Genomic DNA, 13,784 nt, shown 5'->3' with positions numbered 1-13,784 from the left:
ATGCATTCCTTTCTTAATTCAGTTCGCGACACAAGACATCCACGATGCGTTTGGCTGCCTGCCCATCGCCATATGGATTCTGCGCGCGTGCCATTTGTTCATAGACTGTCTGATCATTTAAAAAGGCCGTGAGCCATTTTTGAATCGTTTTCGCATCCGTGCCGACCAGTTTGAGCGTCCCAGCCTGAACCCCTTCTGGACGCTCGGTAGTATCCCGCAGCACCAAGACCGGCTTGCCCAGCGATGGCGCTTCTTCTTGAATCCCCCCCGAATCAGTCATGATCAGCCAGCTGCGTGCAGCCAGATTATGAAAATCGATGACGTTGAGCGGCGCAATCAAATGGACGCGCTCATTGTCGTCAAAAGCTTGATGAGCCGCCTTTTGCACGTTGGGACTTAAATGAACCGGAAAAACAACCTCGATTTCAGGATGCTCCAAAACAAAATCATTGATGGCACTAAAAGCCGCTTTCATTGGTGCGCCTTGATTCTCGCGTCGATGCATCGTCAGTAGGATTATCTTGGCATTGGGCGCTATCTGATTTTGCATTGGCAACTGCCACTGGTCGCTGACAGTATGGGCAAGCATATCGATTGCCGTATTGCCCGTGACGTAGATCCTGCTTTCATCACGATGCTCTTTTAAGAGATTCTGGCGGCTGCGTTCAGTTGGTGCAAAATACCATTGCGTAATAGCATCGGTCAGCTGACGATTGATCTCTTCAGGAAACGGATCATACTTTTGCCAGGTTCTTAATCCTGCTTCCACATGTCCAACCGGAATCTGCTGATAAAAAGCAGCCAGGCTGGCAGCTAAGGTCGTCGTTGTATCGCCATGAACCAAAACAGCATCTGGGTTTGTCGTTTTTAAAAGCTGCTCCATTTGCGACAAGACGCTAACCGTAATTTTGGTTAACGTCTGCTGATCACTCATTAAGTTCAAATCAAAAGCTGGCGAAACATCAAAGGTCTCCAAAACCTGATCGAGCATTTGCCGATGCTGTCCGGTCACCACCACGATTGGCTCAAATTCAGCCGCCTTCTCCAATGCTTTAATTACCGGAACCATTTTGATTGCTTCGGGTCGTGTCCCGAAAATCACCATGATTCGTTTTTTGCCCATAAAAATCATTCCTAATTCATCTGTCAATTGAAAAGCTTTTTAACAAAATCAGCTTTTATGATTTTAATTTTATTTTAATATATGCAAATAATCCAGCCTATTAAATGAATATATACAAACAGTCAACGTTAAAAAAATAATATTTAGTATCCCTACCTAATGTACTAAACGTAAATCAATCAATTCGATTTCTATAAAAAAGCTATAATTTTGCGATTTATTATACAAAAAATAAAAAAAGCACCTGAAAGATTCAGATGCTTAGTATAGTTATTTAGTTTTGTACAGCAAGTGTTACCCAAACCTATGGCAGATAACTGACAGCCTGTTTAGCAGCATGCATTGAGGTCAGCTTTAACGAATCGTTTACTGTCTGCCCTAAATCATGCCGATCTGATTGAGCAACCCAGGCCTGCTTGGTGGTCTGAACATAACTCTCGCCAGCTGGGACGTTGCCCAGATCCAACTGCAGCTGATGATGACGAACCAGGTAGCGGGTTCCATTTTGATCAAAAGCTGCTTGATAGGCTTGCCGATGATTTAAAATTCGGCGCAGCTGTTTTTGGTTATCAACCTTGATGTATTTCCCACGATATCTGCCAGCGCCAAAAACCACATACTGGTAGTCATTTGGCGTGCTGGTCAGTTCTGCTTTGGCTGCGGATGATGCTTGGTAACGATAGACGCGATTGACCAACGGATGCGCCTGCATAAATCGATAGCCGCGATACCCCCAAAACGAAACCACTAAACCCAGCAACAATAGTAGAATGATTTCGACAAAACGCTGTTGTCTTTTCATTGTTATCCCCCTGTTTATTTCGGTGCCAGACTATGCGTATCCAGTCTGCACGTCACATTTAGAATAACCTTTTGCAGAGGGATTTTGCAAATATAATTTATGGATTGGAAACTGAAGAGCTGTGACTTACCCGTTTGTTTTTACTGTTGACGACATTGGGCTGATCACTGTCCAATAGATATTCCTCAATCAAACGAATGATCTGGCGATTCTGCGGCAGTGACGAGTGCTGCGCCTTACTGCCGGTAACCGTCATCTCGGTATAGTGCTTGACCTGTTTTTGATAGATATAGCGTCCCGCCCTTACGCTGCCTAATTTAACGATGCCGTCTTCAGTATAGGTATCGGCACCAGAAACTGAATAGACATCCAGGCTTGACGGCAGCTGGTCACGATGCTTCAAAAAGTAGGTATACATCTGCGTCGGATTGCTGGTTGAGCTTTCATTAAGATTAAATGGCGAGCCGACCGTCATCAACCGTTTGATCTTTACATAGTCTGAATAATCTGAGTAGTATTTTTCCAGCCATAAGGTCCAGATCAAACCACCATTGGAATGACCAAATGCTTTAAAATTATTGAACTTATACTGATCAATCAGCTCATTGAAGGCTTCATCAAACATTTTGGCCTGTTTTTTGATGTTGTCATAGCCATCATGATTGTTTTGAAAACCCACGACAATAATCGGCTCATTGTCGCCACTGCTGATCTTGCCAGTATATGTAATCTTACCGCTGTTGTAGACCTCCAGCTTTAACAGACTGTGCTTGTGACTGGTATCTTTATTAAGCAGCGTCACCATTTCATCAAAGCGATTCTTGGTTGCCGAACTGCCTGGAATCATAATGACCGGTGACATCTGAGCCTTGCTGCGCTGTGCCAGATAATGGTTGTTGTCTTTCATCCAAAAATAAGCCGGAAAAGCCAGGACAATCAGCAAGACTATGACAAAAATCAATAAGCGCATGCTGCGTCGGCGTTCTTTATCATTAATAATCAGCATTATGCCACCGCCTCAATCTGTTGTGTTTTAAGTTCAGCACCAAGCGCCAAGCGGACAAATGGGATATATACCCAGACATCAAAAATCAGCAGCACCAATGAAAACAGCAGTGCCTCCCAATCACCATTAGAGCCGATAAATGCCGCCAATGGCCCAGGAGTCCCCATTGGCAGAGGATAGGGCGTTGCCGGGATCAGATGCATTAAGGTTGCCAAAGCGCCTAACAAAAGATTGGCCAAAGGCAGCAGCAGATAAGGCAGCAAGAAGACGGGATTTAGGATTACTGGCAAACCGGTCATCAAGCCATAGCTGCTGTTAAACAGGGTCGGCAATAGATTCCAACGCGCCAACCGCTGAATTTCCGGCTGCCGACCAACGATGATCAGAGCAATCACTAAAGCCAGCATGACCCCATCACCGCCAAAGTTGGCAAATGAGCTGTAAAGCGTAGAGGTTAGGCATTTGTACGGCACGTTCCAGCTTGAGCCATGCTGAAAAGCGTAGTTCAGATTAGCCGCCGCCGCGCCGGTCAATCCTTGCGCAGCCGTGTTGATCGTTGGTCCGCCAATGCCCAGCCAGCTCATCAATAACGAAACGGCAATCAAAGGAAGGGCCACCCATAGCGACTGATTGCCCTGGCCAAAGTTCTCTAACCAGGTATAGGCAAGATCCAGCCAGGAACTTAATGTCAGCCAGTTGAACAACGCTCCTAAAGCCGCGCCGACTGCCAGCGAAAAAAACAGCGGACGGATGGCATTCAGAGCTCGCTGCTGCATTTTTTCCAATGTCTCAATCGTCTGATCGCTGGGCTCGCCGCCTTTTCCCAGCCAGCGATACACCTGCCCAACCCCATAGCCAACGATCAGCGCAAACAAAACGCTGCGCACGCTCAAAAGATTCCAGTCAAATGAGATCATGTTGGGATTGCTTGTACGCGTATAGCGAAAAGCCAGCAAAAGCATGGTGGCAAAACCGGTCATCCCTGCCATCGGTGCATCTTGATGATAGAGTTTGGCAGTATAGCGGGCCGCAGCATAGGCAGCCATCACGCCAAACATCCCAAACGTAATCTTGGCCAGACCGCCCGTCAGCCCCGTCATGCCAGTCCAAAGCCAGTCTGGCATGACGTCGCCCAGATCGGCAATATTAAAGAAAAAACTATCCGTGGCAAAGAAGGCTTTTTTCAGCATTACTGCCAAGGTCCCGACATAGGCGATTGGAAACAGCAGCATCAATGTCTGCCGGGTAATTTTGATAAACGAGCGCTGATTGAAACGCACCGTCCATTCTACTAATCTGTTCAGCATAGCTTCACTTCACTTCTTAAAAGATTATTTAGACTTAGTATAACGCGAACCGGCTGATGACAGCATGCTCGCAAAAATAAAAAGGTTCATGGCTGACGATTTCAGACCATGGACCTTTTTAGCTACCAGCTGGCTTTTTTGACGCCTGGCAGCTGACCTTTATGTGCCAGCTCACGGAAGTTCAGCCGTGACAAGCCGAATTTACGCATATAGGCATGCGGACGGCCATCCAAGCGGTCACGGTGATGCAGGCGAACCGGTGCCGAATTGCGCGGCAGCTTGGACAGACCAATATAGTCACCGGCGGCTTTCAGTTCGGCGCGCTTGGCCGCGTACTTTTCGACCAGCGCTTCTTGATGCTTGAGCTTGGCAATCTTAGACTTTTTTGCCATTTTCTACCCTCCATATTTAATGTAGATTTTGATTAAAAATAAGATTTTTACATTTGCATAGTCATTCGTTGGTTATTATGCCAATTTGCGTTTTTGAATGCAAACTTTTTGCCTTACTTTTTGTAATTAAATCAAATTAAATTGGAATCCGGCAAAAAAGCGGCCATTAGTTGGTCAATATGTCAGGAACGCTTCTTAACCCGTTTGGCATAAGCCTGATACTCAGCCAGATAGTCCCATTTGCGATTGATCTGATCAAGCAGCTCCTGATCATGCGTATTGACCCGGCCAGTTTCAAGCGTCCGCTTATAAAGTTCCAGGTAAGGAATATCTGATTCAACAGCCAGCTCATATTCCGATTCACGATCATAAGGTACATGTCGATAGTCCAATTCGGCAATCCCATCATCGTCAACTTCCAAGATCAGATAATGAGCCCGCGTATCGTGCTGCAGCGGCCACCAGCCATTAAACGGCTCCCCGACCGATCCTGGGTTTAAAATCAAGCGCTCATCACTGGCATAGCGCATCAGGCTGTGGTGAACATGAGCATAGATGGCCACGTCTTGCTGATCGAAATTTTCAAACAGCTGATCAAAATGCTCGACTGGATTAGTGGGAAACAGTGCCTGCCCCATGTTAAGCGTCGGCAGATTATGGGAGATGCCAAACGTTAATTTGCCAGCCTGCTTTTGAACATGCAGCGGCCAACTGGCGATCTCATCAATTACATCGGCGGAAACATGCTCGCCAACGTACTGTGCCAAACGAGCAAAATAGATTCGCGAGGGCTTTTCAAGATCCATCTGTCCCCGCACGCCCTTGACCGTTAAATCATCCCAGTTGCCGCGTACCATTACGCTAGGCTGCATTTTTTTAATCAGCCGCCAGATCTCCATTACGCCTGGGCCGGGCATCAGCAGGTCACCAATAAACCAATATTCATCAACACTATGGCGCAGACTGTCAGCATACATTGCCTGTAAAGCATGCAGATTGCCGTGCACGTCGGAAAATACCGCGATTCGCTTGCTCATCATGTCACCTCATTATTTATTCACAAGAACAATCATATCAAACCTGACGGACCTCTGAGCAAAAAAATCGAAAAATCATCTCGGTGGACTTGTTTTGCATGACGCTTTCAATGCTAGACTAGATTGGTATGAAATTACATCTTTAATCTACTTTTGTTGCTTGATATTTTATGAAAGGAAGTCTGTTATGTCCGCAACCAATGTCGATGCGCGCACTCGCCGCAGCGTAACGATCATCCTGCTGGTTGCCAGCTTCATCAGTCTGGCAAGTCAAACTATGATGGTTACCGCGCTGCCAGTGATCAAAAACGATCTGCACGTTTCGCTAAATGCCGCCCAATGGCTGACGACTGGCTACACGCTGCTGATCGGGGTTATCACGCCATTATCGTCAAACATCTATGAACGCTTTACCAACCGCAGCGTCTTTTTATCAACAGTTGGGACTTTCATCATTGGCACGCTGATTGGCTGCTTTGCAAATAATTTCTGGCTGCTGCTATTGGCACGCTTGGTTCAGGCCTGCGCCGGCGGAATCTTAATGACGTTTCAGATGACGACGATGATTACCATCTATCCACCTGAAAAGCGCGGTTCCGTTTTGGGAATGTCTGGTCTGGTGATTGCTTCTGGACCAGCTTTGGGACCTTCTTTATCAGGACTGATTCTGGAATACTTCTCATGGCGCTATATCTTTATTTTTGTCTTGCCGTTAATGCTTTTGGTCTGGCTGGGCGCGTTCTTTAAGATGCCCAACTTCTCGCAGCCACGGCCCATCAAGATCGATCTGGTGTCAGTCTTGATCTCATTAACTGGATCATCGCTGATTCTGGGCAGTCTGACGGTCTTTGAGCTCAACCTGCTGATTGGCCTGGCCATGCTGCTGATTGGGCTGCTCATTATCTGGTTCTTTGTTAAACGCCAGCTGCGAATGGCCGATCCAATGCTGAAAGTCCAGATCATCCGCTATCCTTCATTTCGAATGATGACGGCAGTCGGCTGCTGCGCATTTATGATTCTGCTGGGAACCGAACAGCTGTTGCCGATCTTTACGCAAAACGTGATGCATATCGGCAGCTTTGAATCCGGTTTGATTCTGCTGCCCGGCGCCATCTGTAATGCCTTGTTTGCGCCAATTGCTGGTCGGCTCTACGATCAATATGGTCCTAAATGGCTGATTACGACTGGCGGCATCTTGACGCTTTTGGCCTCGATTCCGCTGGTTCATGTCAGTGCCCACATGCCGGTCTGGGTCTTGACCATTGCCTACATGATTCGATTGATCGGTAACTCATTTTTGTTCAACCCCGCTCTTTCCGAAGCCTTCTCGCAGCTGGCACCCCAAGAAAACAGTCACGGAACGGCACTTAACAATACACTGCGGCAAGCCTGCGGGGCAGCTTCAGTCACGCTTCTGGTCGTTATCTCCGGCTTGCCGGCTTCTTTGACGACGGGCGTTCGGGCTGCCATGTGGGTAACCGTTGTGCTGGCTGTTTTGATGCTGGTGATCTTTTATCGCTACCTTGGCTGGCAGAAACATCAATTGGGTTAATCCTGCTCATTGACTTAGTTATAATCTGATTGGAAGGTGATCTTTTGGAAGACTCAAACATCGGTACCCATCACGAATTGCCCAGCAAATGGCACCAGACCTTTTATACGCTTTGGCTGGGCTGCTTTGTTACCGGAATGGGATACTCGATGACGATGCCGTTTATCTCGCTTTTTATCAATGAGCTGGGAAATTTCTCCCGTTTTGAGCTCAACTTGTATTCAGGAATGGCATTTGCCGCCACGTTTATTTCCCAGGCAATCGTCTCGCCATACTGGGGCAGTCTTGCCGATCGCAAGGGCCGCAAACTGATGTGTATGCGGGCTTCCGGCGTCATGGCATGCACGATTTTTATTACTGGGCTTTCGGTCAACGTCTGGATGATTATCGGCATGCGCTTTTTACAGGGTGCGTTCTCTGGATATATCAATAATTCGATCGCGCTGATGGCCGGCGAGACCCCGCACAGCAAATCAGGCTGGGTAATGTCGGCTATGACGACGGCCGGGGTTACCGGCAACTTGATTGGGCCGCTTTTGGGTGGAGCCTTGTCTGGCGCCTGGGGCTATCGAATTCCGTTTTTCATTACTGGCGGCTTGATGTTTGGCGTTTTTATCGCTACTTCATTTTTGGTCAAGGAAAAATTTACGCCGATCAAAAAAGAGAACATGAAGCCAATGCAGGCATTGATGGGCCAAATCGACAACCGCCAATTGATCGTGGTTATGTTTATCACGACCATGCTGGTTCAATCATCAGTGATGTCGATCAACCCGATCGTATCGCTTTATGTCAAGGAAATGATGCATGATACCGGCAATATTGCCTTTGTTGCCGGTATCGTTGCTGCCACGCCCGGACTGGGAAATCTGGTAGCTGCTTCTAAAGTCGGTCATACCATGGATCGAATCGGCCCTAAAAAAGTTTTGACGACTGGACTGATTGTCGCGGCCGTGCTTTTTATCCCGATGACTTTGACCAATTCGCCTTGGATGCTCGCGTTCTGGCGTTTCTTGCTTGGTTTTGCCAATGCTGCTTTAATGCCGGCTGCACAGACGATTCTGACCTTGGAAGTGCCAACCGAGGCGTTTGGGCGCATCTTCAGCTATAATCAATCATTCCAGGCTGCCGGCTCCGTCTTGGGCGCGCTGCTTGGCTCAACCATCTCTGGCCTGTTCAGCTATTCAGCCGTCTTTGCCATTACCGGCTGTACCCTGCTGCTGGACTTTTTGCTGGTCTACCTGACACAGCACCGCGCTAAAACTATCAATTAAAGTCAAAAGCATCACTTGCCGTTATTGTCAGGTGATGCTTTTTGTTGCCAAAATTAATTAGATAAAGTTCTTAACAAAGGCCGGCACACCAACAGCCACCGTATTATCAGGAATATCTTTAGTCACGACGGCGCCCGCACCGACAACTGCATTCTCGCCGATCGTTACGCCAGGTAGAATTCGTGCTCCAGCTCCGATCCAGGCGTTTCGCTTAACATGAACCGGCTGCAGCTCCATTTCATGCCGAAAAGCCGGTTTAAGCGGGTGATTCACGCTAAGCAGACTGGCGCCTGGACCGATCAAGACATCATCATCAATATAAATACCGCCCAGATCCGCAAAAGTTACTCCAGTATTGATAAAAATGCGCTTACCGAGATGGGTATTGAAACCATTGTCAGTAAAAAACGGCAACCTGATTTCATTGCTTGCGTCAATTTTTTCACCAGTAATCTCACTTAGAAGTGCCCGAATCTCACCATCAGAATGGACTGCCGAATTCAGCAGTTGGATCAAAGGCTTGTTTTTAGCAATCAATCGCTGCTGTTCGGTCGTCAACTTGACTCGTTCAACCATCTAAATCACCTGCTTATTATCGTTTTGTCTATTATTCAGCTGATCTCGGCTATCGCTAAATTTGTATCGTCTGCCAATTACCATTCTTGATTTAAAGGCGCAATCGTCAATTCATGAATATCAGTTTCAGCTGGTGCATCAATGACATACTCAACTGCTTTGGCTACTTCATCTGCAGCCAGTTCCGTCTGCTTACGGACCGCGATCTCGCCATTGCGAATTGCATCATTGGTAATTCCGCTAATCAAATTGGAATGCACCGCTGCTGGATAGATCGTCGTCGTACGAAGATTTGCCTTATCCTGAGCTGCTTCAAGCCTTAAAGCCTCCATTATTTCGCGGACGGCCCATTTGCTGGCACAATAAGCAGCGTACCCTGGATAGACTTTTAAGCCGGCTACTGAAGAAGTAGCAATTATCTGTCCTTGATGCTGTTTGTTAAAAATCGGCAAAACGGCCGCAATGCCATAGAGCACGCCTTTTAGGTTGATGTCAATGGTGCGATCCCAGTCGTCAGTCTTTAACTCAGCTAAACGAGAACTGGGCATAATGCCAGCATTCAAGAAAATCGCATCAATTCGGCCAAAACATTGGATGGCATGAGCTGCCAAAGCTTGACTGTCCTCTTTACGCGCAACGTCGATCGGCAGAAAGCTGGCCGTGCCGCCGTCTTTTTGAATCTGAGCAACGATTGCCTTTAGTCTGTCTGCATGCCGTGCGCCCAAAACTACCTTAGCCCCGGCCGTAGCCAGGCGTTTAGCGGTTGCCTCGCCGATTCCTGAAGATGCGCCGGTAATTACTACTACTTTTCCTGTGATCATGGTTTAAGCCTCATTTCTTTTATTTTAATCGCTCTGCCAGATTAAGCATTGATTTAAAAAAGATTGCCAAGCGGCTGAATTTAAATCGCTGCTTGATATTGCAATCATTATAATGGGGTTCCACTTTGATTGAAAAATGCTAATTCATCATGCTAGTATAAATAATAGTTATACTAGTGAGGTAAAAAAATGATTGACAACTATTTATTAAAAGCCCTGGTTGCTTTCGCTAAATCTGGCACTCTAACCAAAGCGGCTGCTGAATTGGCAGTCACTCAACCCTCGCTGACCAGATCAATGAAAAAGCTTGAGGCCGAGTTGGGAGTCGTCCTTTTTGACCGGCAGCCAAATCGAATCAGCTTGAATGAGACTGGCCAATTTGCGGCTAAAGAAGCTGAAAAAATAATTGCTGCCAATCAATCATTCAGCCAACGCGTTAAAAATTTTGCCCAAAGTCATTCCAAAATCGAAATTGCCGCCAATGCTCCCGGACCACTGATTGTTGCTCGGGCAGCTAAGATACCAAACGTGGTCATTAAGCCGGAATTTATCTACAATGACTTTGAAAAGCTGCTGTCTGACGAGCAATTCACCCTGCTCATGCTCAATCATCCCTTAAAAGGCGCCCAATTTTCCAATGTCTATCTTGGTACGGAATATCTGGCAGTCAACGTCAAGCACGATTCAGCATTGGCAGACAAACCGAGCCTGAGCTTTAAGGATCTCGCAGAAACAACTTTTTTAGTGGCCCTTAACGTTGGTTTTTGGGGAACGATCTTTGAAAACGAGATTCCAAACGGCCGCTTCATTTATCAAGAACGATCAGATGAATATAATGAGCTGCTGAATCATTCCAACTTTCCTTTCTTTTCCACCAATCTTACGACTATTGACCGTCTTTGGGGAGAAGGTCTGCCCAAAGATCGCATTGAGATTCCCATCAATGATCAGATTGCACATCAGAAATTCTATGCCTGCTTTCTGACCAAGCATCGAACGCACCTTGCTCCGTTGATTACCAAGCTGCAGGACACCTGGGCAACCGTTGACTACTTTGCTGACCATGAAAACAGCGACTAGTGAAAAATAACTGGATGATTGTTTCAACAGTTTCTTACAGCTAACCAAAACCGCCTGTTTCTTTGCTAAGAAACGGGCGGTTTTAATTATGTTCAGTCTGATTTCAAATACGGTCATTAATCAGCAGCAACAACTGCTAGGAGTTGGCGATGCCGTGCATGACCAGACTCGTTCCTTCATCAGCTGCCGTTTGCAGATCAAAATGCTGGTCAAACAGAACCATCCTGGCCGTATAGCCTAAAAGCGTCGAGATCATCAACTGGACGATGCTTTGAGTCGCCAGGTCTGCTCTGATCTGCCCCTGCTTTTGATAAAATTCAAAAATCTTTAAAAACGGTGCGGCAACCTGTTTGGTAAAGGCAGCGACCACCTCTTGACGCAGACGTGGCTGTTCTAAAAACGATCCGTACATCAGCCGGGCAAAACAGCGATTGTTGTCGACCAGCTGCAGCCGATTCAAAATCATCTCATGAACCAGATCGCCTAATCTTGGATATTGCCGTACCAAGATCTCTTGCGCAAACTCAGTCGTAACCTGGGGAATTACCAATTCACGGACTGGCGTTAGGATTGCCGTCAAGATCTCCTGTTTGGTCTTAAACTGCTTATAGACCGTCCCTTCAGCAACTCCCGCCTTTTGCGCGATTTGCCGCGTACTGGTTTGGTTAAAGCCCTGTGTGGCAAACAGCTCCATGCTGGCTCGCAAAACCGCCTGCTGACGCTGGGTAATATCCATCTTAGCCAGCATGTTTTCAAAAATATCTTCAGCCATCCCAACAACTCCTTTAAACTGGACGATATTTTCTTAAAGATAACACATTAAGAATGATAAACAAAAACGCAAAACCAACCAGGATGCCCAGCTCGCTGCCAACCTGTAAAAGACCGGCACCTTTTTCAATGAGGCTGGTCATTGCCGTTGAGCCATAATAAAGCGGCGCACAATAGCCAATCAGCCTTAGCCAGTGCGGCATGGTATCAAACGGAATCAATCCGGAAAAAAGAATCTGTGGAATAACGACGATTGGTACAAACTGCATCATCTGGAACTCTGATTGGGCAAATGACGAGATCAAAAGGCCTAAGGTGAGCGCAACCAAAGCAACTAGACTATTGGTTAAAAAGACGCCACTGAGGCTGCCCAAAACCTGCATTTTAAAAATCCAGATGCTAAAGCCAACGATAATCAAGGTCTGCACGATTGCAAACATGCCATAGCCAAGGATATAGCCGCCGATCAATTCACCGCGACGAATCGGAGTTGCCAAGACCCGATCCAGCGTGCCGCGCGTCCGTTCTCTAAGCAGGGCAATTCCTGAAATCAAAAAGACAAAGAAGAACACGACAAAACTGATCATAATTGGAAAAATCGCATCAAAATAAGTCGAGTCAGCACTGCCATATAGATACTTGACCGCAACTTTTTTCTCAGCCGTTGACTGACTGCCAGCAGACATCTTATCAGCAGCTGGCAATTGAGCAAGCAGCGTTTGAAGCATTGCCTGCTGCTGTTTGATTACTCGCGTCTGGTTCTGCAGTGCCAGTTTGATCTTTGCCAGACTTAGACCTTGACGAATCAGCTTGCTTTGCGATGGGTTGCTGTTTGCCAGCGTTAATGTCAAGCGACCACGCTCTTCTTTTAAAACACCAGCATAGTCATTTTTTCTGATCAACTGGCGGGCCGTTTGATCTTCATTTTTTTTAACCTTGACGACTTTGAGATGTTTGGTGCCATCAACTGCCTTAACCAATGTGGCATCAACATTCTGTGTCGCCAGGACGGTCGTTTGCGTGGCATTGGTCTGAAAGATGGCCCAGATCAAAGACAGCATCAGCAACGGTCCAAACATCATTAAAACCAGCGTGCGCCGATCACGCAGCATTTCCAAAACAACTCGCTTAAAGACTGCTAAGATGCGCATCTTGAATCCTCCCCGCCTTTAAGAATACTTCTTCAACGTTATCAACGGCATACTGCTGTTTCAACTCAAGCGGCGTGCCGGCAGCAATCGCCTCGCCATTTCGAATCATCAAAAGCTGTGTGGTCTGTTCAGCATCCTCCATTACATGCGTCGTCATCAGAATCGTTTTGCCGGCTGCTGCCAGCTGCTTTAATTCCTGCCAGATCTGGATCCGCAGCTCGGGGTCAATCCCCACGGTCGGTTCATCCAAAATCAAAAGCTCACTGGTTCCCAGCAGCGTAATTGCCAATGAAAGCCGCCGCTTCATGCCGCCAGAAAAGTCAGCCACGCGCCGATCCAGAAACGACTGCAGACTGACCACCCGTACGACTCGCTCAATCTCAATGGCAGTCTGCTGACGTGTCATTTTGCGCAGGCTGGCAAAGAACTGGAGATTTTCGCGGGCCGTAAGCGTATCGTATAAGGCATCCGTCTGTCCCATATAGCCAATCTTTTCCAATAAGTGTCGATTCGGCATGGATTGGCCAAAAACGCGCACCGTGCCGCTCATTGGCTTAATCATGCCCATAATTGCCCTAATCAAGGTGGTTTTACCTGAACCGCTGGGACCAAGCAGCCCAAGAATCTCACCAGGACGAACGGTAAGATTGATGTTTTTAACTACTGGTTTTTGCTGATAGCCAATCTGGAGGTCGGTAATTGCAATCGTATTTTCCATTATTTCCCTCTTTTCGTTAAGTGAGTACGCACTCATTATATCGAACGCCAAAGTGAGTTGCAACTCACTTTGGCAACAAAAGTAAAAACGGCTGGTCGCCGAATGCTTTAATCTATCGAATCGCTCAGTCGGCTTGGTCAGCAGCATGTTTCTGTTGACTTTTTCTGTTGACCT

14 protein-coding genes are annotated in these 13,784 nt (G+C 47.0%); 3 read left to right on the top strand and 11 right to left on the bottom strand.

Annotation, left to right across the window (positions count from 1 at the left end; all coding sequences use genetic code 11):
- Window positions 1-13 precede the first annotated feature (13 nt).
- The 6 genes from wecB to ABC765_RS03610 all read right to left on the bottom strand — a co-directional run bounded on the left by wecB (window position 14) and on the right by ABC765_RS03610 (window position 5,667).
- Window positions 14-1,123 carry a non-hydrolyzing UDP-N-acetylglucosamine 2-epimerase gene (gene wecB, locus ABC765_RS03635; RefSeq protein WP_347963412.1) on the bottom strand — a complete coding sequence of 370 codons (1,110 nt, stop codon included), beginning with the start codon at window positions 1,121-1,123 and terminating at the stop codon, window positions 14-16.
- A gap of 304 nt (window positions 1,124-1,427) precedes the next feature.
- On the bottom strand, window positions 1,428-1,925 hold the full coding sequence (locus ABC765_RS03630; RefSeq protein ID WP_347980731.1) for a hypothetical protein: 498 nt from the start codon (window positions 1,923-1,925) through the stop codon (window positions 1,428-1,430).
- A 97-nt stretch (window positions 1,926-2,022) separates the two neighbouring features.
- Entirely contained in the window at window positions 2,023-2,931 is a 909-nt protein-coding gene (locus tag ABC765_RS03625) for an alpha/beta hydrolase (RefSeq protein ID WP_347980730.1), read from the bottom strand.
- Window positions 2,931-4,238 carry a PTS sugar transporter subunit IIC gene (locus ABC765_RS03620; RefSeq protein WP_347980729.1) on the bottom strand — a complete coding sequence of 436 codons (1,308 nt, stop codon included), beginning with the start codon at window positions 4,236-4,238 and terminating at the stop codon, window positions 2,931-2,933. Before ABC765_RS03620 ends, ABC765_RS03625 begins: the two co-directional genes overlap by 1 nt.
- Before the next feature lie 122 nt (window positions 4,239-4,360).
- On the bottom strand, window positions 4,361-4,630 hold the full coding sequence (rpsN, locus tag ABC765_RS03615; protein WP_006499939.1) for a 30S ribosomal protein S14: 270 nt from the start codon (window positions 4,628-4,630) through the stop codon (window positions 4,361-4,363).
- A 182-nt stretch (window positions 4,631-4,812) separates the two neighbouring features.
- Entirely contained in the window at window positions 4,813-5,667 is an 855-nt protein-coding gene (locus tag ABC765_RS03610) for a metallophosphoesterase family protein (RefSeq protein ID WP_347963408.1), read from the bottom strand.
- Between the two features lie 187 nt (window positions 5,668-5,854).
- Between ABC765_RS03610 and ABC765_RS03605 the strand changes: the two genes are divergently transcribed.
- Together ABC765_RS03605 and ABC765_RS03600 are read left to right on the top strand one after the other, a co-directional pair.
- A complete protein-coding gene (locus ABC765_RS03605; protein WP_347980728.1) occupies window positions 5,855-7,219 on the top strand; it encodes a DHA2 family efflux MFS transporter permease subunit in 1,365 nt (454 codons plus the stop codon).
- A 44-nt stretch (window positions 7,220-7,263) separates the two neighbouring features.
- Window positions 7,264-8,493, top strand: a complete 1,230-nt coding sequence (locus ABC765_RS03600; RefSeq protein ID WP_039945772.1) for an MFS transporter — start codon at window positions 7,264-7,266, stop codon at window positions 8,491-8,493.
- A 57-nt stretch (window positions 8,494-8,550) separates the two neighbouring features.
- Here the strand turns inward: ABC765_RS03600 and ABC765_RS03595 are convergent, their stop codons facing one another.
- The gene (locus ABC765_RS03595; protein WP_347980727.1) at window positions 8,551-9,069 is read right to left on the bottom strand and encodes a DapH/DapD/GlmU-related protein; all 519 of its coding nucleotides are present in this window, start codon (window positions 9,067-9,069) and stop codon (window positions 8,551-8,553) included.
- 77 nt (window positions 9,070-9,146) lie between these two features.
- Entirely contained in the window at window positions 9,147-9,890 is a 744-nt protein-coding gene (locus tag ABC765_RS03590) for an SDR family oxidoreductase (protein WP_347980726.1), read from the bottom strand.
- 189 nt (window positions 9,891-10,079) lie between these two features.
- Between ABC765_RS03590 and ABC765_RS03585 the strand changes: the two genes are divergently transcribed.
- On the top strand, window positions 10,080-10,970 hold the full coding sequence (locus tag ABC765_RS03585; RefSeq protein WP_347980725.1) for a LysR family transcriptional regulator: 891 nt from the start codon (window positions 10,080-10,082) through the stop codon (window positions 10,968-10,970).
- A 136-nt stretch (window positions 10,971-11,106) separates the two neighbouring features.
- On the opposite strand, the gene ABC765_RS03580 is transcribed toward ABC765_RS03585, so the two are convergent.
- From ABC765_RS03580 to ABC765_RS03570, 3 genes are read right to left on the bottom strand one after another with little or no spacing between them, the layout of a single operon-like run.
- A complete protein-coding gene (locus tag ABC765_RS03580) occupies window positions 11,107-11,742 on the bottom strand; it encodes a helix-turn-helix domain-containing protein (RefSeq protein WP_347980724.1) in 636 nt (211 codons plus the stop codon).
- A 13-nt stretch (window positions 11,743-11,755) separates the two neighbouring features.
- Window positions 11,756-12,892: an ABC transporter permease gene (locus ABC765_RS03575; protein ID WP_347980723.1), complete on the bottom strand. Its 1,137-nt coding sequence runs from the start codon at window positions 12,890-12,892 to the stop codon at window positions 11,756-11,758.
- Window positions 12,870-13,610 (bottom strand): ABC transporter ATP-binding protein, encoded by a 741-nt coding sequence (locus tag ABC765_RS03570; protein WP_347980722.1) that lies wholly within the window; start codon window positions 13,608-13,610, stop codon window positions 12,870-12,872. The genes ABC765_RS03575 and ABC765_RS03570 overlap by 23 nt, the downstream gene beginning before the upstream one ends.
- Between the last annotated feature and the right edge of the window lie 174 nt (window positions 13,611-13,784).

The sequence above is a fragment of the Limosilactobacillus sp. WILCCON 0051 genome (assembly GCF_039955095.1).
Lineage (GTDB): Bacteria > Bacillota > Bacilli > Lactobacillales > Lactobacillaceae > Limosilactobacillus > Limosilactobacillus allomucosae.
Note: the sequence above shows the minus strand (reverse complement) of the source record. Positions and strands in the feature narration are given on the sequence as shown.